This is a genomic window from Pseudomonas sp. GZD-209 (genome assembly GCF_049310485.1).
GTDB lineage: Bacteria > Pseudomonadota > Gammaproteobacteria > Pseudomonadales > Pseudomonadaceae > Aquipseudomonas > Aquipseudomonas sichuanensis.
On record NZ_JBMOWQ010000003.1, the window covers coordinates 175,087 to 196,110 of the forward strand.

At 61.3% G+C, this 21,024-nt stretch carries 28 protein-coding genes and 1 pseudogene; 23 read left to right on the plus strand and 6 right to left on the minus strand.

All coding sequences use genetic code 11. The features are described 5' to 3' along the window. Positions 1–15 precede the first annotated feature (15 nt). From ACO6VM_RS01190 to ACO6VM_RS01285, 20 genes are all read left to right on the plus strand, one after another. Positions 16–270, plus strand: a complete 255-nt coding sequence (locus ACO6VM_RS01190; RefSeq protein ID WP_422402632.1) for a hypothetical protein — start codon at positions 16–18, stop codon at positions 268–270. Positions 271–272: 2 nt separating this feature from the next. Further along, complete coding sequence (locus ACO6VM_RS01195) at positions 273–824, plus strand: hypothetical protein (RefSeq protein ID WP_422402633.1); 552 nt, start codon at positions 273–275, stop codon at positions 822–824. Positions 825–826: 2 nt separating this feature from the next. Then, on the plus strand, positions 827–1,207 hold the full coding sequence (locus tag ACO6VM_RS01200; RefSeq protein ID WP_422402634.1) for a head-tail adaptor protein: 381 nt from the start codon (positions 827–829) through the stop codon (positions 1,205–1,207). Then, positions 1,200–1,721 (plus strand): hypothetical protein, encoded by a 522-nt coding sequence (locus tag ACO6VM_RS01205; RefSeq protein WP_422402635.1) that lies wholly within the window; start codon positions 1,200–1,202, stop codon positions 1,719–1,721. The genes ACO6VM_RS01200 and ACO6VM_RS01205 overlap by 8 nt, the downstream gene beginning before the upstream one ends. 30 nt (positions 1,722–1,751) lie before the next feature. Further along, positions 1,752–2,342, plus strand: a complete 591-nt coding sequence (locus ACO6VM_RS01210; protein WP_422402636.1) for a phage tail terminator protein — start codon at positions 1,752–1,754, stop codon at positions 2,340–2,342. Beyond that, positions 2,339–2,521, plus strand: a complete 183-nt coding sequence (locus ACO6VM_RS01215) for a DUF2635 domain-containing protein (RefSeq protein ID WP_125464585.1) — start codon at positions 2,339–2,341, stop codon at positions 2,519–2,521. The genes ACO6VM_RS01210 and ACO6VM_RS01215 overlap by 4 nt, the downstream gene beginning before the upstream one ends. Then, the gene (locus ACO6VM_RS01220; RefSeq protein WP_422402637.1) at positions 2,521–4,017 is read left to right on the plus strand and encodes a phage tail sheath subtilisin-like domain-containing protein; all 1,497 of its coding nucleotides are present in this window, start codon (positions 2,521–2,523) and stop codon (positions 4,015–4,017) included. Before ACO6VM_RS01215 ends, ACO6VM_RS01220 begins: the two co-directional genes overlap by 1 nt. A 60-nt stretch (positions 4,018–4,077) precedes the next feature. Next, the gene (locus tag ACO6VM_RS01225) at positions 4,078–4,425 is read left to right on the plus strand and encodes a phage tail tube protein (RefSeq protein ID WP_422402638.1); all 348 of its coding nucleotides are present in this window, start codon (positions 4,078–4,080) and stop codon (positions 4,423–4,425) included. Next, on the plus strand, positions 4,422–4,718 hold the full coding sequence (locus ACO6VM_RS01230; RefSeq protein ID WP_422402639.1) for a phage tail assembly protein: 297 nt from the start codon (positions 4,422–4,424) through the stop codon (positions 4,716–4,718). Before ACO6VM_RS01225 ends, ACO6VM_RS01230 begins: the two co-directional genes overlap by 4 nt. Before the next feature lie 130 nt (positions 4,719–4,848). Beyond that, complete coding sequence (locus ACO6VM_RS01235; protein ID WP_422402640.1) at positions 4,849–6,747, plus strand: phage tail tape measure protein; 1,899 nt, start codon at positions 4,849–4,851, stop codon at positions 6,745–6,747. A 2-nt stretch (positions 6,748–6,749) separates the two neighbouring features. Beyond that, positions 6,750–8,012 (plus strand): DNA circularization protein, encoded by a 1,263-nt coding sequence (locus ACO6VM_RS01240; protein WP_422402660.1) that lies wholly within the window; start codon positions 6,750–6,752, stop codon positions 8,010–8,012. A gap of 3 nt (positions 8,013–8,015) precedes the next feature. After that, positions 8,016–9,125 (plus strand): phage baseplate assembly protein, encoded by a 1,110-nt coding sequence (locus ACO6VM_RS01245; protein ID WP_422402641.1) that lies wholly within the window; start codon positions 8,016–8,018, stop codon positions 9,123–9,125. Beyond that, a complete protein-coding gene (locus ACO6VM_RS01250) occupies positions 9,122–9,679 on the plus strand; it encodes a phage baseplate assembly protein V (RefSeq protein WP_422402642.1) in 558 nt (185 codons plus the stop codon). Before ACO6VM_RS01245 ends, ACO6VM_RS01250 begins: the two co-directional genes overlap by 4 nt. Beyond that, positions 9,676–10,071, plus strand: a complete 396-nt coding sequence (locus tag ACO6VM_RS01255) for a phage GP46 family protein (protein WP_422402643.1) — start codon at positions 9,676–9,678, stop codon at positions 10,069–10,071. The genes ACO6VM_RS01250 and ACO6VM_RS01255 overlap by 4 nt, the downstream gene beginning before the upstream one ends. After that, entirely contained in the window at positions 10,061–11,101 is a 1,041-nt protein-coding gene (locus ACO6VM_RS01260; RefSeq protein WP_422402644.1) for a baseplate J/gp47 family protein, read from the plus strand. Before ACO6VM_RS01255 ends, ACO6VM_RS01260 begins: the two co-directional genes overlap by 11 nt. Beyond that, positions 11,089–11,688, plus strand: a complete 600-nt coding sequence (locus ACO6VM_RS01265) for a YmfQ family protein (protein WP_422402645.1) — start codon at positions 11,089–11,091, stop codon at positions 11,686–11,688. The genes ACO6VM_RS01260 and ACO6VM_RS01265 overlap by 13 nt, the downstream gene beginning before the upstream one ends. 10 nt (positions 11,689–11,698) lie before the next feature. Continuing rightward, positions 11,699–13,057: a hypothetical protein gene (locus ACO6VM_RS01270; RefSeq protein WP_422402646.1), complete on the plus strand. Its 1,359-nt coding sequence runs from the start codon at positions 11,699–11,701 to the stop codon at positions 13,055–13,057. Continuing rightward, positions 13,057–13,200: a hypothetical protein gene (locus ACO6VM_RS01275; protein ID WP_422402647.1), complete on the plus strand. Its 144-nt coding sequence runs from the start codon at positions 13,057–13,059 to the stop codon at positions 13,198–13,200. The genes ACO6VM_RS01270 and ACO6VM_RS01275 overlap by 1 nt, the downstream gene beginning before the upstream one ends. A gap of 61 nt (positions 13,201–13,261) precedes the next feature. Continuing rightward, on the plus strand, positions 13,262–13,693 hold the full coding sequence (locus tag ACO6VM_RS01280; protein WP_422402648.1) for a lysozyme: 432 nt from the start codon (positions 13,262–13,264) through the stop codon (positions 13,691–13,693). Further along, positions 13,690–14,199: a DUF2514 domain-containing protein gene (locus ACO6VM_RS01285; protein ID WP_422402649.1), complete on the plus strand. Its 510-nt coding sequence runs from the start codon at positions 13,690–13,692 to the stop codon at positions 14,197–14,199. Before ACO6VM_RS01280 ends, ACO6VM_RS01285 begins: the two co-directional genes overlap by 4 nt. A gap of 135 nt (positions 14,200–14,334) precedes the next feature. Here the strand turns inward: ACO6VM_RS01285 and ACO6VM_RS01290 are convergent, their stop codons facing one another. From ACO6VM_RS01290 to ACO6VM_RS01305, 4 genes are all read right to left on the minus strand, one after another. Further along, positions 14,335–15,978: an acetolactate synthase large subunit gene (locus tag ACO6VM_RS01290; RefSeq protein ID WP_422402650.1), complete on the minus strand. Its 1,644-nt coding sequence runs from the start codon at positions 15,976–15,978 to the stop codon at positions 14,335–14,337. A gap of 99 nt (positions 15,979–16,077) precedes the next feature. After that, complete coding sequence (locus ACO6VM_RS01295) at positions 16,078–16,470, minus strand: Rid family detoxifying hydrolase (protein ID WP_422402651.1); 393 nt, start codon at positions 16,468–16,470, stop codon at positions 16,078–16,080. A gap of 16 nt (positions 16,471–16,486) precedes the next feature. Then, a complete protein-coding gene (locus tag ACO6VM_RS01300) occupies positions 16,487–17,041 on the minus strand; it encodes a pyridoxamine 5'-phosphate oxidase family protein (RefSeq protein ID WP_422402652.1) in 555 nt (184 codons plus the stop codon). Between the two features lie 53 nt (positions 17,042–17,094). After that, on the minus strand, positions 17,095–17,799 hold the full coding sequence (locus ACO6VM_RS01305; RefSeq protein ID WP_422402653.1) for an SDR family oxidoreductase: 705 nt from the start codon (positions 17,797–17,799) through the stop codon (positions 17,095–17,097). A gap of 378 nt (positions 17,800–18,177) precedes the next feature. On the opposite strand from ACO6VM_RS01305, the gene ACO6VM_RS01310 reads away from it, so the two are divergent. From ACO6VM_RS01310 to ACO6VM_RS01320, 3 genes are all read left to right on the plus strand, one after another. Then, positions 18,178–18,387 (plus strand): hypothetical protein, encoded by a 210-nt coding sequence (locus ACO6VM_RS01310; protein ID WP_422402654.1) that lies wholly within the window; start codon positions 18,178–18,180, stop codon positions 18,385–18,387. Positions 18,388–18,404: 17 nt separating this feature from the next. Continuing rightward, positions 18,405–18,614: a hypothetical protein gene (locus ACO6VM_RS01315; RefSeq protein WP_422402655.1), complete on the plus strand. Its 210-nt coding sequence runs from the start codon at positions 18,405–18,407 to the stop codon at positions 18,612–18,614. Between the two features lie 498 nt (positions 18,615–19,112). Beyond that, on the plus strand, positions 19,113–19,610 hold the full coding sequence (locus tag ACO6VM_RS01320; protein WP_422402656.1) for a hypothetical protein: 498 nt from the start codon (positions 19,113–19,115) through the stop codon (positions 19,608–19,610). Between the two features lie 395 nt (positions 19,611–20,005). On the opposite strand, the pseudogene ACO6VM_RS01325 reads toward ACO6VM_RS01320, so the two are convergent. Continuing rightward, positions 20,006–20,840 (minus strand): annotated as a pseudogene (locus ACO6VM_RS01325) (tyrosine-type recombinase/integrase). Continuing rightward, the gene (locus tag ACO6VM_RS01330; protein ID WP_401059268.1) at positions 20,782–20,985 is read right to left on the minus strand and encodes an Arm DNA-binding domain-containing protein; all 204 of its coding nucleotides are present in this window, start codon (positions 20,983–20,985) and stop codon (positions 20,782–20,784) included. Before ACO6VM_RS01330 ends, ACO6VM_RS01325 begins: the two are co-directional and overlap by 59 nt. Between the last annotated feature and the right edge of the window lie 39 nt (positions 20,986–21,024).

Sequence of the window (21,024 nt, forward strand, 5' to 3'; positions counted from 1 at the left end):
TTCAAGGAGCATCACATGTCCAAGGTAATCGTTACTTTCGAGAAGAACTGGCGCGGCTATGCCGCAGGTGAAACTGCTGGCTTCGATGCTGCCGTAGCCGAGAGTCTGGTCGAGGCTGGCTATGCCATCGACGCGGACAAGCCAGACGCGAGAAAGGGCAAGAGCGGCGCCGGCAGCGCAGGCCCCGCTGCCAAAAAGACCGATGCCGACGCCGATACTGGCGGGGCGGCTAAGTCGGAGGCTCAGGCGGGCGCTGAAGGTAAGCCGTAATCATGGCGCGCCGCATCGCCTACACGGGGGCGCCCGTGCTGACGTTGGATCAGGTGGCCTTTCAATGCCGCGCCGAACCGGAGGATCTTCAGCCTGAACTGATTGACCAGATCATCATCCCGGGCGTGACTGCACAGTGCGAGTCGAAGACAGGGGCAGCGATCCGCGAGGCTGCCTACGAGGAAGACTGGCCGGCGCACTTCCTGTCGGGCCATGCGCTGGATGTAGGCCAGGCGGCCGCCATCGACTCGGTGCTAATGCTGGGCAATTCGGGCTCGCCAGTGGAGTTTGTCGGCCGGACCGAGTTGATCCAGGCGGGCAAGGAAAGCTACTTGCGGTTCCCTGACGGCCGCCCGGAAGGCGCTTTGCGGATTCGCTACCGCGCTGGTGTTGACCTGCAGGCGCATCCTGGCGTGCTGAGCTGGCTGCTGATGGCGGCCGAAACGGCGTTTACCCATCGGGGGCTTTTGGTCGCCGGGCAAGCCCTCGCCGAGATCCCATCTAGCTTCGTTGACCACCTGCTGGCGGACATCACTGTCCCTCCGAGGTTCTGAAGATGGCTTCTAGTGGATTGACAGGCGCCCGCGCCCCAGAGTCTGGCGAGCTCGACCGTCGCATCACCATCCGTTTGCGCGATGACCTTCCGCTGGATGCTGCCGACCTTGCCTCAGTGTTCACAGAGCCTCGCCAGCGCTGGGCCAAGATTCGCGCAGTCGGCACGGCAGCCTACACCGACAGCGTTCAAACCGACGACAAGATCACTCACCGCGTCTGGCTGCGCCGGATCGAAAGCGTGACCACCTCCCACGAGGTAGTGGCCGGCGGCGTCATCTACCGCATCAAACGAAGTGCACCATTGGGGGCTGGCAAGAGTTTTACGCTGCTCGAAGTTGAGGAGCTCGCTCAGCAGCAGGCGGGAGGAGGGATCTATGGCTAACTCGGCATCCGTCGACGGCTACCTGCACATCGAAGGCTTCGACCAGTTCGGTCGCGAGATCTTCGACAAGCGAGAGGTCAAAAAGGGGATGCGCAGAGCCGGTCAGCTGGTCATGCGCAGAGCTCAGCTCAACCTCGCGCTGGCCCGCGGTCAGGACAATTACCCGATAAGCAGGACGGGTCGGACTCTCGAGTCTATTCGCTTCAAAGTTTCCAGAGCGGGCTTTCTGGTGAAGGTCGCCCCGCGTAAAACGTCTGCAATGAAGGAGTACTACCCGGCTTACCTGCATTACGGCGTGAAGGAGGGGGGCAGGATTCGACCGCTTGCCCCTGGTAAAGGCCGAGGTAAGTCGAATCGAAGGGCTCGCGGGCAGCGCGCCGAGGCGATGGCTGCACGCGCCGCAGGCGCTTGGCGCATTGCGCCGCGGGCGAACTACATGGAAGACGCCTTGCAGGACGAAAAGGGAAGGGTCCAGGCGGTACTTAAGGCCGCGTTCGCTGCCGCTCTCAGTTGATTACTAGGCCCGCCGGGCCGGAACTCGAACATGAAAATCTCCCCCATCATCGCGCACCTGCGCGAGAACTGCCCGAGCCTTGCCGCCAGGGTCTCGGGCGGCATCGACCTGGATGCAGTCAGCGAGTCGGTGCTGCTCAAGAACCCGTCGGCTTACGTGATCGCCGCCGATGACAAGGCGGGCGATAACCAAGCGCAGAACGCCGTGATCCAGGATATCGAGGACCGCTTCGAGGTGGTCCTGGCCATGGACGCCAAGGATGAGCGCGGCCAGCAGGCCGCCGACCTATTGCACGACTTCCGCAAAGAGCTGTGGCGGGCCCTGGTCGGCTGGTGTCCGGCAGCCGAGTACGACCCCATCGTCTACGACGGAGGTGGTCTGGTGCTGATCAACCGCGCCCGGGTGGTCTACCGCTTCAGCTTCTCGGCAGCGTTCCGGCTCGGCCGCAACAAACCCGGTGACCCGGCGGAAACGTGGCATGAGCACGAGCTCGACGGCCTGCCGGCATTCACCGGAGCCACCATCAACATGGACTGCATCGATCCGGCCGACCCCAACCTGCATTACCCAGGCCCTGATGGGCGCATCGAAGTGAAATTCTCCGGAGATCCCGAACCATGACTCAGCGTATCACCGTGGTGCCGGCTGCTGGCCGCACCGTACCGGACCCGCAGGCGGGTGACTTGCTGCCCGCTGCGGGCCGCGAAGTCACCGACAGCGTCTGGTGGCGCCGCCGCCTGGCGGATGGCGACATCACCATCAAGCAGGCCAAGCCGGCCAAGAACGAGGTAGCCCAGTAATGGCCATCGGATTCAGCAACATCCCCGCGGATATCCGCGTCCCGCTGTTCTATGCGGAGATGGATAACTCGGCGGCCAACTCCGCGTCGTCGGTCATGCGTCGGCTGATCGTGGGTCAGGTCAATGACGACGCCACGGCAGAAGAGATCGGTCAGCTGGTGCTGGTGCCAAGCGTCAGCATGGCCAAGTCCATCGGCGGCCAGGGCTCCATGCTCGCCGCGATGTACGAGATCTGGCGCAAAGCCGACCCGGTGGGCGAGGTCTGGTGTCTTCCACTGAAGGCTACAGCCGGCGTCGTGGCGGAAGGCACCGTGACGGTGACCGGTGCCGCGACCGAGTCCGGGCTGCTCAGCCTGTACATCGGCGGTGTGCGCGTACAGGCGACCGTGACTTCCGCTGCAACGGCTACTCAGGCAGCCGCCGCGCTGGCAGTCCAAGTGAATGCCAAGGTCGATCTGCCGGTTACCGCCGCTGCCGCGGGCGGCGTCATCACCCTGACCTGCAAGTGGAAGGGCGAAAGCGGCAACGACATTGCCGTACAGATGAACCGCCTGGGCAAGACCAATGGCGAAGTCACCCCCGCAGGGCTCACCGTCGCAGTGGTGGCCATGGCCAACGGTGCGGGCACTCCTGATCAGGTTGATGCCCTGGCCGCTCTTGGCGATGAGCCGTTCGAGTTCATCTGCATGCCGTGGGCCGACACCTCCAGCCTGGAAGCCTGGAAGCTCGCCATGGACGACAGCGCCGGTCGCTGGTCCTGGGCCAAGCAGTTGTTCGGTCATGTCTACAGCGCCAAACGCGGCACTCTTGGCGCCTTGGTGGCTGTCGGCCAGGCGCGGAATGATCAGCATGTTACCGTTCAAGGAATGGAGCCAGGCATTCCTCAGCCATTCTGGCTGGACGCGGCATCCCTCACAGCGCGTACCGCCGCTTTCATTTCCGCGGATGCCAGCCGACCGACCCAGAGCGGGACCATGCCTGCCATCGATCCGGCGCCTGCCAGCGAGCGATTCACGCTGACCGAACGGCAGTCTCTGCTGAGCTACGGCATCGCCACGGCCTACTTCGAAGGCGGCTCGATGCGCATCCAGCGCTCGATCACCACATACCAGAAGAACGCTTACGGCCAGCCTGACAACTCGTACCTGGACAGCGAGACCATGCACCAGTCGGCCTTCATCGTCCGTCGGCTGCAGGGAGTGATCACCAGCAAGTACGGCCGGCACAAGTTGGCCAACGACGGCACTCGATTTGGCCCGGGTCAGCCGATTGTGACGCCGAGCGTCATTCGCGGTGAGCTGATCGCCGAGTACGGCAAGTTGGAGAACGAGGGCCACGTCGAAAACAGTGAGCTGTTTGCCGAGTACCTCATCGTCGAGCGCGACAGCAACGACCCGAGCCGGATCAACGTGCTGTTCCCGCCAGACTACATCAATGGCCTGCGCATCTTCGCGCTCTTGAACCAGTTCCGCCTGCAGTACGACGCCGCGGCCTGACCTGGCCAGAACAACTACAAGCCCGCTTGAGCGGGCTTTTTCATTTTCGGAGACAAGACCATGGGTCAACGAGTCGCGGGCACCTGCTACGTCAAAGTGGACGCCGCCCAACTGACCATCACCGGCGGCTGTGAGGCGCGGCTGATGGACGTTAAACGGGAGTCGGTAGTGGCGGGCTTCTACAAAGAAGAGCAATTGACGCCTTACGTGAAGGTCACCGCCGTGTACACGCCGGACCTACCGATAAAAAAACTGGTCGAGGGCACGGACATGACCGTTGTCTGCGAGTTCAGCAACGGCAAGGTGTACGTGTTGTCTGGCGCCTATCTGGTCGATGAGCCGGTAGCGAGCGGTGACGACGGCACTATCGACCTGCAATTCGACGGCCTCAAAGGGGTATGGCAATGACTGAGGTGATCAAGCTGTCGAGCCCGATCAATGCCTATGACGAAGAGCGGCGCGAGCTCAAGCTGCGCAGGCCGACGGTTCAGGAAGTCCGAGCCATCAAGTCGCTGCCCTACAAGATCGACCAGAACGACGAGATCAGCCTGGACATGGACACTGCGGCCAAATACATCGCAGTCTGCGCTGGCATTCCACCGTCGGCGGTGAACCAGCTGGACCTTTCTGACCTGCACAAGGCCAGTTGGGTGATTGCCCGTTTTTTCATGAGTGCGGCCTCGCCGACACCGAAAGCCTGATCGCGCTCGCCTACGACCTTGCCTGGTTCTGGAAGGTCGATCCTGACCAGATCCTCGCCAAGCCGCTGGACCTCTTCCTCGAATCGTTGATGCACGCTCAGCGCATCAACGCCCTGCAGCAGGTGCCGTGATGGCCGACAAGTTTCAGCTCAAGGCGCTCATCACTGGCGTCGACAAACTCTCGCCAACCCTGGCGGGGATCCGCAAAAACGTATCGAGCTTTCAGAAGGGCCTGGAGAAGACTGGCCTCGGAAAGATCGGCTTTCGTGACCTGATCGCGGGTGGTGCTATCGCGGCGCCGTTCGTGGCCGGGATCAGCAAAGCCATCGAGTTCGAGTCGCAGATGGCCGACGTGAAGAAGGTCGTCGACTTCGATACCCCGCAGCAGTTCAAGCAGATGGGGGATGATATCGGGCGCATGTCCGAGCGGCTGCCCATGGCGGCCGGCGACATCGCCAAGATCGTCGCCGCGGGCGGCCAGTCCGGCATTGCCAAGAATGAATTGCTTGGCTTCGCCGAAGCCGCGGTGAAGATGGGGGTGGCCTTCGACCAGACCGCCGATCAATCCGGCGAGATGATGGCCAAGTGGCGCACCTCGTTCAAGATGGGCCAGGACGACGTGGTCGCGCTGGCCGACAAGATCAACTACCTGGGCAACACAGGGCCCGCGAACACCAAGCAGATTTCCGGCATCGTCACGCGCATTGGCCCGCTGGGCGAGATTGCGGGCTTGGCGTCGGGGCAGATCGCAGCCCTGGGCGCAACCATGGCCGGCGTGGGTGTGGAGGAGGAGGTGGCCGCCACTGGCATCAAGAACTTCATGCTCGCCATGACCAAGGGCTCAGCGGCGACAAAGAGCCAGGCTGAAGCGTTCAAGGCGCTGCGGCTCGACTCCAAGGAAGTTGCCAAGGCCATGCAGACCGACGCCCAAGGTGCGGTACTGGGCATCCTTGACCGAATTAAGGACGTGGACAAGTCCAAGCAGGCCGGGCTAATGGCCAACTTGTTCGGCAGCGAATCGATCACCGCCATCGCTCCGCTGCTGACCAACCTCGACTTACTCAAAGGCAACCTGCAAAAGGTGGCCGACGAGAAGGGCTACTCCGGATCCATGGACAAGGAGTACGCCTCTCGGGCAGCGACCACGGCGAACAACCTGCAGCTGCTGCGCAACACCATCGACGGGGTTGGGCGAGCCCTGGGCAATGCGTTGCTGCCTGGCCTGAATGAGGCTGTCGACTCTATCAGGCCCCTCATCAGTTACACCGCTGCGATGATCGAGGCAAACCCAAATCTGGTTCGCGGCCTGGTTGGGGCCGGCGTGGCATTCACTGGCATTCGCGCCGCGATTGTGGCCGCGACGGTTGCCACCAAGGTCATGGGGTTGGCGCTGGCCGCAAGCCCTATCGGTTTGATCGCTATAGGCATCGCCGCCGCCGCCGGCCTGATCATCGCGAATTGGGAGACGGTGGGCCCGTTCTTCTCTGCCATGTGGGAGCTGATCAAGGCATATACGGTCCCGGCCTGGGAGATGCTCAAGGAGTTCGCCGCCTGGACGCCACTCGGCTTCATCATCAAGAACTGGGAACCCATCGCCGGGTTCTTCAAGTCGCTGTGGGACAAGGTCAGCGGCTTCATCGAACCCCTCATGAAGATCATGGGGCTGGATGAGGGCGGGGAGGGCATCACGGCCAAAGTGCAGCGCGCCGCTTACGCCCAAAATCAGCGCAATGGCGAGGCGATGGGGGGAGGAGACGGCTCGATGCTCGCCGCCAATGCGGGGGCGCAAGCTCTTGCTCGGCAGCAGGGTATGACCTCGGCGATGGGGATCCCTTCGGCGGGGGCGCTGCTCAAGGCGCCGGCGCCAGGCAGCTTGGTCATGGCCGGCAACAAGGCCCAGGTCAATGGCGAGCTGAACATCAACATCAACGGCGCGCCACCCGGCACGCGCGTTGAACAACCGAAAACCAATCAGCCCGGCCTGCTGGTCAAGCCGAACGTTGGTTATCGAACCATGGGGGCAGGATGAGCGTGACAACCTGGCGTGACAGCCTGCTGCCTGCCAGCTTTCGCGGGGTGGCATTCGAGGTCGATCAGGCATCTATGCCTGCGGGGCAGCGCGGCCAGCTACACGAGTTCGTGCAGCGGGATGAGCCGTTCTTCGAGCAACTGGGTAAGCGCGCTCAAGTGCACAAGTTGACGGCCTTCATCATCGGCCCCGACTGCTTTGAGCGCCGCGACAAGTTGCTTGAAGCGTTGGAGACCCCAGGCGCGGGCGAGCTGGTACACCCTTGGCTCGGGCGCATGCTGGTTAAGGCCGGCCCCTGTGACGTGAGCCATGAACGCCGCGAAGGGGGGATGGTTCGTTTCGAGTTGGAGATGTATCCGGACCAGCTCCGCAAGTACCCCAGCGCAAGACCGAACACGCAGCAGCGTGCGGCCAAGGCCTCCGAAGGCTTGCTTGACTCGGCACTGGGGCGCTACGGCTCTGCCATGGAGCGAGTCGACGCGGCGAGGGTCAACCTGAACAGCTTGCGCAGCAGCGTCAGCGGTGTCTTCGCCACGGTGCAGCAGCAGTTCTCGCCGATCGCGTCGGCGGTAGGCGGCGTCACCGGCTTCGTGCAGGCAATCGTCAACGCGCCGGACAGTCTTCGTTCGATGTTCAGCAGCTATTTCGGCAGCATTGGTGGCGGGCTGTTCAGCCTATTTGCCTCGGACACCTCAGCCTCCAGCTACCGCAGTTCGCTCAGCGTGGCGAATCAGCAGGTTGAGGCGGTTCGGGCAGTTGACACGCTGCCGCCGGCTGGCGGCGCTGACACGTCGGCAGCCGCTCAGGCGACAGCCGACCTGGTGCAGGACGCGCTGCTTGTCCAAGTAGGCAACATCGTGGCCGACCTGCCAGTGGCGCCGCCGGCCGAGCCGCCGGCAAGCGTCCCTCCGCTCGACCAGCAAGTGCAGCAGCCAGTCGAGCGCCCAGAGGTGCCGGTCGCCGATGACGTGCTCGCGCTCCGGGATGATTTGAACGATGCGATCTGGCAGGCCTCGCTCAAGGCTGACCATGCGCATTACCAGGCACTGACCGATCTGCGGCACGCGCTCAGTGACCACCTGACGGCTGTGGCCGCCTCCGGCGTGCGGCTGGTCGATGTGACCCCGGAGCAAACACTGCCGGCCCTGGTGCTGGCGTACCGCCGGTTCGGTGATGCCACCCGTCAGGGTGAGGTGGTGCAGCGCAACCGTGTTCGACACCCCGGGTTCGTCCCGCCGCGACCATTGAAGCTCGCAAAGGAGTAGGGCATGGAAGGACAGAACGCTGTCACCCTGACGGTTGACGGCTTGGACTATGGCGGCTGGAAGGACGTGGAGATCTCCGCGGGGCTCGAACGTCAGGCCCGTGACTTCCGCCTGAGCGTCACCTGGCGCTGGCCAGGGCAGGAGGTGGTCCGCCCCATCCGCCAGGGCGCGCGCTGCGAAGTGCGCATTGGCGCCGACCTAGTGCTTACCGGCTGGGTGTTCTCGACGCCAATCAGCCACGGCGCCGACCAGATCACCCTGTCGGTATCCGGCCGCTCGCTGACTGCCGACCTGGTGGACTGTGCTGCCGTCAACAAGCCGGGGCAATGGAAGAACCAGAGCGCGCAAGCGATCGTCAGCGCACTGGCTGCACCCTACAACCTGCGGGTCAGCAGCGAGATCTCGGCTACAGCGCAGCTGTCGGACCACACGATCGAGCCGGGGGAGACCGCATTCGAATCCATCGATCGCTTGCTTACCCTGTTCCGGGTGTTTTCTACGGACGACGCCCGGGGCCAGGTTGTGCTGGCCAGCGTCGGCAGCCAGGGTCGCGCCTTTGATCGGATCGAGGTCGGTAACAACGTCCTCACCGGCAGCGCCGGCCTGGATTTCTCCGGCGTCTTCTCCGAGTACCAAGTGCTTGGCCAGCGCAGCGGTACCGACAAGGCCTACGGCGAGAAGGCGGCTGAGGTGTCGGCGTCTGTCAGCGACAGCCGCACCTCGCGAAAGCGCGCGCACATCATCCACCAGACCGGCCAGATGACCGACGAGCTCGCCCAGGGTCGCGCCAATTGGGAGCGCGGCAACCGCATGGGCAAAGCCCTGCAGGCCACTTACACCGTGCAAGGCTGGCGGCAGAGCAACGGCGCCTTGTGGCGCCACAACACCGTGGTGCGGGTGGTTGACCCGCTGATCGGCTTCGATCGCGACATGGTGATTGCCGAGGTGACGTACAGCCTGAGCGAAAGCGGAATGATCACGACCCTGGTAGTAGGTCCGCCTGAAGGCTACGAGCCCGAACCGGCTGACCCGCTGAAGCGCCGCAAGCTGAAGAAGGGCAAGAAGGGCGACAACTTCGAATACTTGCTGCCAGAGGATTGGGGGAAAAAATGACCATGCTGACGCGCATGATGGCCCGCGGCACCGTGGTCTTGGCCACCGCCGGGAACATGCTCCAGGCGCTGCAAATGCGATTGACCGCCGGTGAGGTGAAGGACGATCTGGAGCACTTCGAGCCCTACGGCTTTACCAGCCACCCGAAGGCCGGCGCCGAAGGTATCGCGCTATTCCTGGGCGGAGATCGCTCTCATGGGGTGGTGGTCTGCGTCGCTGACCGGCGTTTTCGGCTCAAGGAGCTAAAGCCGGGTGAGGTGGCGTTGTACACCGACGAGGGCGACAGCTTCGTGTTCAAGCGCGGCCGGGTAGTTGAACTGGAAACCCTGACGCTCAAGGTCAAGGCCGAAAGGGCGGTCGAGTTCGATACCGAGGTCTTCAAGGTAACAGCCAGCTCTGGCGTCGAGTTTGAAACGCCGGCCATCACGACCACTGGCAGCATCGAATCCGATGGCGATCAAGTGGCCGCAGGCATCAGCCAGATCCAGCACGTTCACGACGGCATCAGCCGCGGCAACGCCGAATCGAATCCTCCTGTAGGTGCCGCCCCATGACCCTTGCCGAATCCGATAAGTCGCTCGTGCGGACGGTTGTAATCAGCCTGTTCACCTGGCGCCGCGCCGGCCCAGATGATCCGGTCGACGACGAAGAGCGCTACGGCTGGTGGGGTGACAGCTTCCCGCGCGTTGCAGATGACCGCATCGGCTCGCGCCTCTGGCTGTTGCGCCGGGTAAAGCTGACGGAACGCACCCAGCGTGACGCCGAGTACTACGCCGAAGAGGCGCTTCGCTGGCTGGTTGAAGACGGCCAGGTGCTCAGCGTGGCAATCACCAGTGAGCGAGCCGATAGCACTCGCCTGAACCTTCGTGTCGTGCTGACGCTGCTCAGCGGCGCACCTCTCATCATCGATTCAGACCAACTGTGGCAGGTGACCTATGCCGTTTGAAATCCCGGCGCTGCCGACACTCATCAGCCGTGCCCAGGCGGATCTTGGCAGCAACGCGCTGCGGCACTCTGATGCTCAGGTCTTGGCCAGGTCGCAAGCCGGCACAGCGTTTGGGCTCTATGGGTACCTCAACTGGATTGTCGAGCAGATCCTGCCGGATTCCGCTGACGAGGAAACGCTCGAGCGAGTTGCCTCGCTGCGCCTGCAGCAGCCCCGCAAGCCTGCCGCCTCGGCGGATGGCCCGGTAAGTTTTCAGGCCGCAGCCGGCGCTGTGCTCGACGCCGACACGGTGCTGCAGGCTGAGGATGGTCGCGCCTACAAAGTGACCACCAGCGCAACCACCGAGGCCGGGGCCAATACAACAACCGTCGAAGCGGTAGATGCTGGCGCACTGGGCAATGCGGTCGAAGGGCTAACCCTGAATCTGGTGCAGCCTGTGGAGGGGATAGCGGGGGCATTCACCGTACTGGCGCCCGGCCTGACTGGCGGTACGCCTCAAGAGAGCGTTGAGTCGCTACGCGCTCGAGTGATCCGCTCCTATCGCGTGATCCCGCATGGCGGCAACAAGGACGACTACGAAACCTGGGCGCTGGAGTGCGCGGGGGTGACCCGTGCCTGGTGCGTGCGCAAATACCTGGGGCCGGGCACGGTCGGCGTGTTCTTCATGCGTGACGACGACGCAAACCCGGTGCCGGATGCTGGCGAGCTGGCGGAGGTGAAGGCTTACATCGAGGAGCGCAGGCCGGTAACCGCCGAGGTCTATGTGCTGGCACCGGTCACGGTGCCGGTCACCTATCAGGTCCGCCTTGATCCGGACACAACGGCGACCCGCGCAGCTGTTGAAGCGCAACTTCTTGACCTGCACAACCGTGAGGCCGGCCTGGGCGAGAAGCTGCTGGTCAGCCACATGCGCGAAGCAATCAGCGGTGCCAAGGGCGAATGGGATCACGAGCTGGTTTCGCCGACGGCTGACATCGCGCCGGCGAACAACGAGCTACTGACCTATGGGGGCTGCACATGGCTGGCATGAGATCGTCGGCGCAGTACAAGCAGCAGCTGCGAGCTTTGTTGCCGCTCGGGCCGGCCTGGGACCCGGAGCTTGTGCCTGAGGTAGACCTGGTGCTGGAAGGGGTCTCGCAGGAGTTTGCCCGCATCGAAGCGCGGGCCGTTGCCGCGCTCAACGAGATGGATGCAAGCGGTGTGAGTGAATTGGTACCGGACTGGGAGGCGATCATGAACCTGCCAGACCAGTGCCTGGGCAACAACCCATCCTTCGAAGACCGGCGCCTTGCTGTTCAGCAGCGCCTCACTGCCGTAGGCGGCCAGGACGTTGCCTACTTGATCAGCCTTGCCGTCGGCCAGGGCTACCCCAACGCAACGATCACTGAGCATCGCGCCCCCCGCTGGGGGCGCTCTCGGTTTGGCGTGGCACGCTTCGGCACCTGGAACGCGCAGTTCCTATGGACGCTGCACACAGGCGGCCGTCACCGCGCTGGGCGGCGCTTTGGTGTCTCCTACTGGGGCGAGCGATTCGGGATGAACCCCGGCAATGCACTTGAGTGCGTCATCCGCCGTGCCGCACCTGCGCACACGGTCGTTCACATCGATTACAACTGAGGGAAATAGCGTGGATTATCCGAATAGCCTGCCCAATGCTGGGCTTGTGGGCGGAAAGTTCGTGGACGAAGACCCCGTAGCGGGTACGCCCGGGTCACTGATTCCCTCGGCCTGGGGGAACGCGGTCACCGATGAAATCATTGCGGTCATCGAGGCGGCCGGCCTGGCGCCTGATGAGGAAGATTCGGCGCAAATGGTGAAGGCCATTCGCTTGCTGCAGCAGGGTGCTGTGGGCGGCTATGCATCGGACACCGGCGTCGCAAACGCCTATGCGGCCGCATACGCGCCGGCCGTGTCCGCCCTGGCCGATGGCATGGTGCTGCGGATCAAGGTCGCCAATACCAACACCGGGCCGGCGACGTTCGCCCCCAATGGCCTGCCGGCAAAGCCGGTGCTCAGCCTTCACCATGCTGCGCTGGTCGCTGGCGACATGACGGCGGGGCGGGTCGCCTGGCTGCAGTACAACGCCGCCCTCGCCAGCTGGGTATCCGTACTGACCTCCTCGGTGCCGGATGCGACAACCGGGCAGAAAGGGATCGTGCGCCTGGCCACTCCCGCCGAGGCGGCGGCCCGCCAGCGCAATGATGTGGCGGTCTCTCCCGCTACGCTTGGATTCCCGCCAGGGTATTTCTACGGGCTGACGATGGCGAACAACGCCGCCGCCCCCAACACGACTATCGACGTGGCGCCCGGTGCCGCCCGCAGCTCTGACGATACGGTTGATATCAGGCTGACGAGCACCATGCGGGGCATTCTGCAGTCGTCGGGCGCGTGGGCTGCCGGCGATAACCAGAACAAGCTGGACGCCGGGGTGCGCACCGCAAACACCTGGTACCACAAGTTCGTTATCCGCAAGACCAGCGACGGCACGGGCGATCTGTTGTACAGCACCTCCCTGACAGCGCCTGCGCTGCCGCCAGGGTTCGCCGGCTTTGTGCTGATTGAGTCGGTCTTGACGGACGGCAGCGGGAACATCATTCCGTTCCTGAACGTCGGCCGCTCGATGACCTGGAAGACCGCGCGCCAGGACGTGGCCCTCGGCACCACGCCGGTCGGCAACACGACGATCACGATCTCGACCCCGCCGGGCCGCCGAGTGCTGGTGAAGCAATATGCGGCAGCCTCGGCAAACTCGCCGGTGATCTACACGCACTCCCCCGAGGTGAACAACGAAGTGCTCGGCATCGTCGGCGGGGGCAGTTGGACCGCCGGTATTTCGACCAACGACCCGGCGGCCTCGACAGACCCGGTGGCTGGCTACCTGGAGTGCATGACCGGTCTTTCGTCGAACATCGTTCTGCAGACCGCCAACTCGGGCGGGAGCATGTTCGTCGTTCAGCTGGCCACCATGGGATGGGAGAAACCCTGATGTTCGTACTGCGTAATGAAGCGGGAAAAGTTGTGGGCGTGTTCGCTAACCTGCAACCGGGTAAGGCTGAAGAATACTTGCAGCCTGATGACGCCGAGCTCAGCGCGTTCTTCGAATCGTTGAAGTTCAAGCCCAGCGAGTAGCGCCACCGACAGCCACGTCAGCCGGCCATGAGCCGGTATTTTTTTGCCTGGAGATAACCCAATGCGTACATCGCAACGCGGCTTGAGCTTGATCAAGTCGTTTGAGGGCCTGCGCCTGCAGGCCTACCAGGACGCCGTTGGCGTCTGGACCATCGGCTACGGCGCCACCCGAGGCGTGAAGGCGGGCATGTCGATCAGCAAGGAGCAGGCCGAGCGCATGCTGCTGAATGATGTTCAGCGCTTCGAGCCTGAGGTGGAGCGCCTGGTGACGGCGCATCTGAGCCAGAACCAGTGGGATGCCCTGGTCAGCTTCACCTACAACCTCGGCGCCGCCAACCTCGAGTCGTCGACACTGCGCCGTCTGCTCAATGCTGGTGACTATGCCGCCGCTGCCGAGCAGCTCCCGCGCTGGAACAAAGCGGGCGGCAAGGTGCTCCCGGGCCTGGTGCGCCGCCGCGCCGCAGAGCGTGATCTGTTTCTGGGGGCGGCGTGAACGGTTGGGGTGTGCGGGTAATCGGCCTGCTGGCGATGGTTGGGTCGTACTGGCTGGTCTACGAGCACGGTCGCTCGGTGGAGCGCGCGGAGGCCGCGACCATGAGCGCGCAGCGGGACAGCGGCGATCGCCTGGCTGAGGTGTTGGGCGAGCGTGACGCCCGGAAAGAAGAGAACCGCCGCGAGACGGCCAAGGAAGAGGTGAGGGCGCATGCGCAGGAACAACGAACGATTGCTGATGCTGGTGCTGCCAGCGCTGATGCTGCTGGCCAGCGGCTGCGCGACGAAGCTGGAAAGCTCGCGGCCACCGTCAGTTGTCCCGCCACGGATCCCGACGCTATCGCCAGAGGCCAGGCAGCCACCCGCGCCGCCATGGTGCTCTCCGGATTGCTCGAGCGGTCTGTCGATACGAATCGAGAACTGGCGAAAGCTTATGACCGAGCCCGAATAGCTGGGCAGCAGTGTGAGAGTGAACATGACGCTCTGGTGCGTTCACCCGCTTATTAATTGCGGATGAGAGGCTGCCTTCGACCCATAGCTGCCTTTCATGGAGGGTAGCTATGGGCTAGAAATAGTCGCTTTCTAGATTTCCTTGACGCCTCGCCACCACACTGAAACAGCGATCAGCAAGGACAACACGCTTCACACCGCCGCGCTGCGCTTGCGCAGATCAATGTTCAATATACGGTCGTTCTCGCTGTAGTCGACAGGGCAGTCGATCACATGCACCCCTGGGTTGGAGACACAGTGGTCAAGTAGCGGAATCAACGAGTCGGCACTTTCTACCCGATACCCATTGGCACCGTACGCTTCGGCGTATTTGACGAAGTCCGGGTTGCCGTAGTCCAGGCCGAAATCGGTGAAGCCCATGTTGGCCTGCTTCCAGCGGATCATGCCGTAGCCGTCGTCACGCAGGATTACCACGGTGATGTGCATGCCCAGACGGACTGCGGTTTCTAGTTCCTGGCTATTCATCATGAATCCGCCGTCGCCGCACACCGAAATTACCGGGCGATCTGGGTACACAAGGTGCGCCGCCATCGCCGATGGCAGGCCGGCGCCCATGGTTGCCAGGGCGTTGTCGAGCAGCACGGTGTTGGGCTTGTGCGCCTTGTAGTTCCGGGCGAACCAGATCTTGTAGATGCCGTTGTCCAGGGCAACGATGCCTTCGGACGGCAGTACGCGACGGATGTCGGCAACCAAGCGCTGCGGGTAGACGGGGAAACGGTCGTCGTCGGCGCCTTCGGCGATCTGCGCTTCGTTGGCTTCGCGGATGGCCAGCAGGCGGGTGAAGTCCCAGTGGCTGGTGTCGGTCAGGGCTTCGCTGATCTGCCACACGGCGTTGGCGATGTCGCCGATCACTTCCACCTGCGGGAAGTACACGGCGTCGACTTCGGCGGCGCGGAAGTTGATGTGGATGACCTCGGTACCACCACGAACCATGAAGAACGGCGGCTTCTCGATCACGTCGTGGCCGATGTTGATGATCAGGTCGGCGGCTTCGATTGCACGGTGTACAAAATCACCGGACGACAGCGCAGCATTACCGAGGAAGCAGGGGTGGCGCTCATCGACTACACCTTTGCCCATTTGGGTGGTGATGAACGGGATCCCAGTCTCGTCGATCAGTTGCTTGAGGACTTTGGCGGTCATCTTGCGGTTGGCGCCGGCGCCAATTACCAGGATCGGGTTGCGGGCGCTCTGCAGCTTCTCAACCGCCGCTTCGATTGCCTTGTGCTCGGCTAACGGTCGACGGTGGAGGCTCTGAGGGATCGGTAACGCATCGGTCTGCTCGGCGGCGATGTCTTCCGGCATCTCCAGATGCACTGCTCCCGGCTTCTCTTCTTCAGCCAGGCGGAAGGCTTCGCGCATGCGGGCAGGAATGTTGTCGGCCGAGGCGAACTGGTGGGTGTACTTGGTTATGGGGGCCATCATGCCGCATACGTCGATGATCTGGAAGCGGCCCTGCTTGGACTTCTTGATCGGCTTCTGCCCCGTGATCATCATCATCGGCATGCCACCTAGGTATGCATAGGCGCTAGCGGTGACCAGGTTGGTCGCGCCGGGGCCTAGCGTTGATAGGCTGACGCCAGTCTTGCCGGTCAGGCGCCCATAAGTAGCTGCCATGAAACCTGCGGACTGCTCGTGACGGGTCAGTACCAACTTGATCCTGGATTTACGCAGGGATTCGAGCAGATCGAGATTTTCCTCGCCGGGGATGCCGAACACGTACTCAACACCTTCACTTTCCAAACATTGCACAACGAGATCAGCTGCTTTGGCCATCTATTTGCCCTGCCACTATCGAGAGTGAGCCACGCGGGCAGAGGACGAGACCTCTGCCCGGTGCTGAATGAGTTTTATGGTAAAAAGGAAACGCTTGGATTATTCGGCCATTCGAGGAAGTACCAAGGTGGCGTCAATGGCAACCAACGCATTCAACGCGAGCGCCGACACGCCGACCGTGGCGCGAGCGGGGTAAGGCGCTGCAAAGTAACGGCTCATGATTTCGTTCACGACACCAAAGTGCGAGAGTTCCGTGAGGTAGATGGTGAGTTTTCCTACGTCAACAAAACTACCGCCTGCGGCGTGTGCGACGGCCTGGAGGTTTTCGAGCACCTGAATGGTTTGGGCTTCAATCCCTTGCAGCAACTCCATCTTTTCAGGGTGAAGCGCGATTTGCCCGGTCAGGAAAACCAGTTCACCCATGCGAACGGCTTGCGAATACGGGCCGATAGCTTTCGGCGCCTGATCACTGTGGATAGCGATTCTGCTCATCAAAATTGATCCTGTCTTAGGGAGCGATCCAACCCGCCTGCCAATGCTCACTTTGCAAAATGAAGCGTGCCCGCTGGTGGATATCCTGGGTAAGGTCGAGCCACTCAATTTTTCGGAGGTGGACAACCACTACAGCGAAATTTCCGAAACCTTCCATGTGCGTTTCATAGGCTGATGACGGTGAAGAAATCGCCTCACCTGGTATGTTCCCATGGCGAAAGAGCGCTTGAGTTCTTCCTCGTGCCTGCTCCCAGTGCTTGGCAAGGAGTGATACATCCGACAAAGTTTCACCTAGACCTTCAATCCGAAGTTGACGCTTGCCAGCTGGATCGACGGAGGTAATACCGACTCTAGGTTCAGCCAGAATCTCTGCGAACTTCGCCGACCGCTTGTCCACATAAAAGATCATCGACTTCGTAGACTCATCCGCATGCCGCAAGACAACAGTGCTTACCTTAGGCTGCCCTTCAGTATTGACTGTTGCCAGTTGCATCAAGCGAAATGGATTTGGAATACCGCCAATAGGTATAGATAAATCCGACCATACCTTGGCCAATATCAGATCAAGCATGGCAATCGCTCAGAATGAAAAAGGGCCGCGAACTGTACGCGGCCCGGAGGCACTCAGACGCTGCGGGTAACGCCGCCGTCGACCTTGATGTTCTGGCCGGTAATGTAGGCGGCCCCGTCGCTCGCCAGGAAGGCGATGGTGGCGGCAATTTCTTCACTGGTGCCATAGCGCTTGAGCGGCACCCCTTCCCGACGTTGTTCGGTAGCAGGAAGACTGTCGATCCAGCCCGGCAACACGTTATTGATGCGGATGTTGTCAGCGGCGTACTTGTCAGCAAAGATCTTGCTGAACGACGCCAGGCCGGCACGGAAAACCGCCGAGGTCGGGAAGAGTTCGCTTGGCTCGAACACCCATGCAGTAGAAATGTTGATGATTGCACCGCCGTTCTGGCGCTGCATGTACGGCGTCACCAGTCGCGTAGGGCGAATGACGTTGAGCAGGTAAGTTTCCATCCCCAGGTGCCAATCTTCGTCGCTGATCTCGAGGATCGGTGCCCGCGGGCCATGGCCGGCGCTGTTGACCAACACATCGATACGGCCCCATTTCTGAATGACGGCGTCGACCAGGCGCTGCAGGTCATCGTTTGACTGGTTACTGCCGGTTATGCCAATACCGCCGAGCTCTTGCGCCAGGGCCTCCCCTTTGCCAGAGGAAGAAAGAATACCGACCTTGAAGCCGTCGGCAGCCAGTTTGCGTGCAGCTGCCGCTCCCATACCGCTTCCACCGGCCGTGACGATTGCTACTTTTTCTACTGTCATACATCCTCCTGAGTGAGGTGTGGATAGGTTGTGTGTGAAATAATACTAGCGCCGCTAGGTCTTTCTCAGAGAGACAGCAAACCTTTTAAATGACAGTAGAAAATCTATAGTTCAGCAGTTTCGAGATGAAGCGTGTCGACGGCTTGCCACCGCCAGTTGGCGATAGGTATCGCACGCAAAATGACGATTCGAATCTGCTAACTTGAACGCCAAGTCCGCGCCGCTAAGCTTAGGACCGGCCATGCCCATGGCATCCCTGGCAAAGCAGTCACCACATGTTGCCTGCTTTGGGTCGATTGCAGTCATCGCAGCCCTTTGAGTCTCATCGTCGTCCTAGGGCCTCCTATACTGCTCTAGTCGAGCTGCCAGGGTAGTGCCATGAAGCGAACCATCGAAGGACTGGCTGAAGCAGGTGAGGAGCTGATTCATAGAGCGATCGATGCGCAGCGCCGCCTCCGAAAAGCTGAGGCGGACGGTGCATCGCCTGAAGAGATCGAACTCTTCAGGGTGGTCGCGGATTTGCGCTATCGATTGGTGACTGACCATCAGCTCATCACCCGCGGTAAAGCTCCGCACATCCTGCATTGATGCCTGGGGAGTGATTCGTGAAGCGAGATGTGACGAAAGTTCTTCCTCCGGATCACCAGGCCTTCTCCGATGCGATAGAGGCCATGAAGCGCTACCAGGAAGCAAAGGATGCTGGGGCGCCACCTGAAGAGGTTGAACGCCTGAAGATCCTGGCCGAGTCGCTGTTCCAAGCTATCAATGACTACCAACTGAGTGTTCTCGGCGGCCCTGACTACACGCGCCATTGACTGCGCCCCCCTGATTGGGCGCTGCCCAGAAGGCCGCTGGCCTGTGGATACCGCCGCTATCGCTCTTGGCCAGCGACCCACGCCGCAATGGTGCTCTCCTGCCTGCTCGCACAGGCTGATGCTCGAGCATTAGGAGGCGTGGGACCTGGGCATCCTCCAGGAGTATCCGCCTGATAAGTTCTCTTGAGAATGGTGCGCCGGCCAGGACGGCGGGCGGTTCGGCAGGCTGCCGAAGGAGAGGCTTCCGCTTCTCTAATACTCGGCAAATGCTTGCCGGTTTTACTGGGCGAAAGTCGGTGAAACTCGCCAATGCGTATTAGACACCTGCGATGCATAGGCCACGAGATACGCGGCCTTCAGCTTGATTCGATCACTACTGCTGCAGTAGTGGAAGGTGGCTTGGTAAGGCTCCCTGCCCTCGGAGGGGTTGCACAGCTACATAGCTATGCTAATGTATTTTTTATAGCTATGTAGCTATGAACAATCTGCGAGAAAATCATGGGTAAATCTTACGTCGATCCAGCTACTGTCCTCAGCCCACGCGGAAGCGTGAACAATCTCGAGATCATCTATGACGGGGGAGCTGATTCTTTCTCGCTTGCGAAGCTGGACTGGGATGGCAAGCCTGCACATGGCATTCGTTGGAACGGTTACACGGATCAGAAAACTGGAAAAATGCACAAGGGAAGTCCTATCTCAACGGGGTACCCCGTGTGGCTGATCCTCCCGACGGAAGTCGTTGAAGCTATAGATTTCGATAAGATCACCAGCCGACAAACGCTCAATCAGCGTGTTATCAGTGACATCAAAAAGCTTGTGAACTTGAAAAAGGCGGAAGATCCGGATGCCTTCGCATTGGTTTATGAGGCCGATGCAGGCGGCATTGATGAGAGCGTCGTAGAGGAAATCCGAAAGGCCTTGGCAGCCGAAAGTATCAACGTTATTAGTGTCAAAGATAAAGGCGAAACTACTATATTTAACGTCGCGTTTGCTTGATAAGGCGGAACAGCAGGGCTTGTAGCTAGGGTAAGAAAGGCCAGGAAAATCGGTTATAGAACTGAAACGGCGACCCTTGCTGTATGCGGCCTCTAGCCGTGCCGTTTCGTCGTTGTTTTGGAATCGATTTCCGCGTTGACGCCTTGCAATTGCTGGGACTATGGTGCGGTCTTGAAACCGTTGACGCGGACCCTCTGCCAGCAAGGGTTATGCGAGTTCGGCATCATGGCTCAGTGGTGGCCGCCGGACCATTTGGCGAACCAGTTGATGCGTTTTGGTGGGGGAGTGGGGGGTGTTTGGCCCAGCAAAATCAACACATCACCACTCGCCAAACCCCATTGCATAGCGCATGGTGATGTTGGCGGTAGAAATCAAGTGCTTGTCCTGCGGGGGTTCTAGAGGTGTATTAAGGCCCTCTCGTCATTCTTGGGCCAATTTTGGGCCAATTTGACTCGGGGCGGCAGCTTCTCCAGCTCCCTCCAGTCCGAGGAGGAGCTGATCCATTTCGCGTAGGTAGAGAGCAACATCTCACGCTGGCCGAGCGGGTTCGCGATGAACGCTTCGGTTCATCCCAGCCGTTTGGCACAGGGTTGCGTAGGTGTGGCGGGTGTCGTACTGACGGCGTTCACGGATGTCCAGCGCCTTGAGCGCTGATTTGAAGCGGCGGATTGTAACACTTGGTTCGTTGATCCACAGCCCACCTTTACTCGGCTGGAACACAAATGGGCTTGTAGGGTAGGCCGACTTTGAAGCCATCCTCCTCAAGTCGGCCACTCGCTTTGCCTGTCGTATGGCATTGAGCGCTCGATCATTCAGCAACACCACACGTTGATACTTCGTCTTCGTCCGGTCTGCTGGCTGGCGGTCGACAATGATGCGCTGGATCGTTGCTGTGCGCTCATCGAGGTTGATGTCCTGCCATTGCAGGCCCATGGCCTCACCAGGGCGAAGGCCAGTGAAGAAGCTGAACTCAAAGAAGGCTGCATAGATCTGCGCGTACTTCTGGCTCGTAGCGTAGAGGTGCTGGATGATCGCCTCGGCTTCCGCGCGGGTGTAAGGATCAACGACCTTCTTCACCGCCGTTGGCTTGTCGAGCGAGGCCGTTGGTTTTTTGGTGATCAGGCCGTCAAGCACGGCGGTCTTGAAAATGCTGGCCAGCTTGATGAACGCATTACGCTTCACACCGGCCGAGGTCCATTGAATTTGCGAGATAATTCCCCGCAGCATCATCGTGGCGGATCAGGTTGACTACTTGATCACGTACACGGCTGACTGCACGGATCCCCTGCGCCGTCGGGGGATGGGCGAGGGTTTCCCCTCGACGCTCACCATTCCAAGTGAAGCGGATTCGAAGCGAGTCTCCTCGGATTTCAATTCAAGGGGGCAGACCCACAGGCTTTCGAGCCATTCCTCA

Bases quoted from the DNA above. Each gene is read 5' to 3' on its own strand.
- ACO6VM_RS01295 (WP_422402651.1), bottom strand. From the start codon at position 16,470: ATGAGCAGAATCGCTATCCACAGTGATCAGGCGCCGAAAGCTATCGGC.
- ACO6VM_RS01225 (WP_422402638.1), top strand. From the start codon at position 4,078: ATGGGTCAACGAGTCGCGGGCACCTGCTACGTCAAAGTGGACGCCGCC.
- ACO6VM_RS01310 (WP_422402654.1), top strand. From the start codon at position 18,178: ATGAAGCGAACCATCGAAGGACTGGCTGAAGCAGGTGAGGAGCTGATT.
- ACO6VM_RS01210 (WP_422402636.1), top strand. From the start codon at position 1,752: ATGAAAATCTCCCCCATCATCGCGCACCTGCGCGAGAACTGCCCGAGC.
- ACO6VM_RS01215 (WP_125464585.1), top strand. From the start codon at position 2,339: ATGACTCAGCGTATCACCGTGGTGCCGGCTGCTGGCCGCACCGTACCG.
- ACO6VM_RS01195 (WP_422402633.1), top strand. From the start codon at position 273: ATGGCGCGCCGCATCGCCTACACGGGGGCGCCCGTGCTGACGTTGGAT.
- ACO6VM_RS01235 (WP_422402640.1), top strand. From the start codon at position 4,849: ATGGCCGACAAGTTTCAGCTCAAGGCGCTCATCACTGGCGTCGACAAA.
- ACO6VM_RS01245 (WP_422402641.1), top strand. From the start codon at position 8,016: ATGGAAGGACAGAACGCTGTCACCCTGACGGTTGACGGCTTGGACTAT.
- ACO6VM_RS01300 (WP_422402652.1), bottom strand. From the start codon at position 17,041: ATGCTTGATCTGATATTGGCCAAGGTATGGTCGGATTTATCTATACCT.
- ACO6VM_RS01305 (WP_422402653.1), bottom strand. From the start codon at position 17,799: ATGACAGTAGAAAAAGTAGCAATCGTCACGGCCGGTGGAAGCGGTATG.
- ACO6VM_RS01230 (WP_422402639.1), top strand. From the start codon at position 4,422: ATGACTGAGGTGATCAAGCTGTCGAGCCCGATCAATGCCTATGACGAA.
- ACO6VM_RS01200 (WP_422402634.1), top strand. From the start codon at position 827: ATGGCTTCTAGTGGATTGACAGGCGCCCGCGCCCCAGAGTCTGGCGAG.
- ACO6VM_RS01260 (WP_422402644.1), top strand. From the start codon at position 10,061: ATGCCGTTTGAAATCCCGGCGCTGCCGACACTCATCAGCCGTGCCCAG.
- ACO6VM_RS01250 (WP_422402642.1), top strand. From the start codon at position 9,122: ATGACCATGCTGACGCGCATGATGGCCCGCGGCACCGTGGTCTTGGCC.
- ACO6VM_RS01190 (WP_422402632.1), top strand. From the start codon at position 16: ATGTCCAAGGTAATCGTTACTTTCGAGAAGAACTGGCGCGGCTATGCC.
- ACO6VM_RS01290 (WP_422402650.1), bottom strand. From the start codon at position 15,978: ATGGCCAAAGCAGCTGATCTCGTTGTGCAATGTTTGGAAAGTGAAGGT.
- ACO6VM_RS01280 (WP_422402648.1), top strand. From the start codon at position 13,262: ATGCGTACATCGCAACGCGGCTTGAGCTTGATCAAGTCGTTTGAGGGC.
- ACO6VM_RS01265 (WP_422402645.1), top strand. From the start codon at position 11,089: ATGGCTGGCATGAGATCGTCGGCGCAGTACAAGCAGCAGCTGCGAGCT.
- ACO6VM_RS01275 (WP_422402647.1), top strand. From the start codon at position 13,057: ATGTTCGTACTGCGTAATGAAGCGGGAAAAGTTGTGGGCGTGTTCGCT.
- ACO6VM_RS01320 (WP_422402656.1), top strand. From the start codon at position 19,113: ATGGGTAAATCTTACGTCGATCCAGCTACTGTCCTCAGCCCACGCGGA.
- ACO6VM_RS01205 (WP_422402635.1), top strand. From the start codon at position 1,200: ATGGCTAACTCGGCATCCGTCGACGGCTACCTGCACATCGAAGGCTTC.
- ACO6VM_RS01255 (WP_422402643.1), top strand. From the start codon at position 9,676: ATGACCCTTGCCGAATCCGATAAGTCGCTCGTGCGGACGGTTGTAATC.
- ACO6VM_RS01220 (WP_422402637.1), top strand. From the start codon at position 2,521: ATGGCCATCGGATTCAGCAACATCCCCGCGGATATCCGCGTCCCGCTG.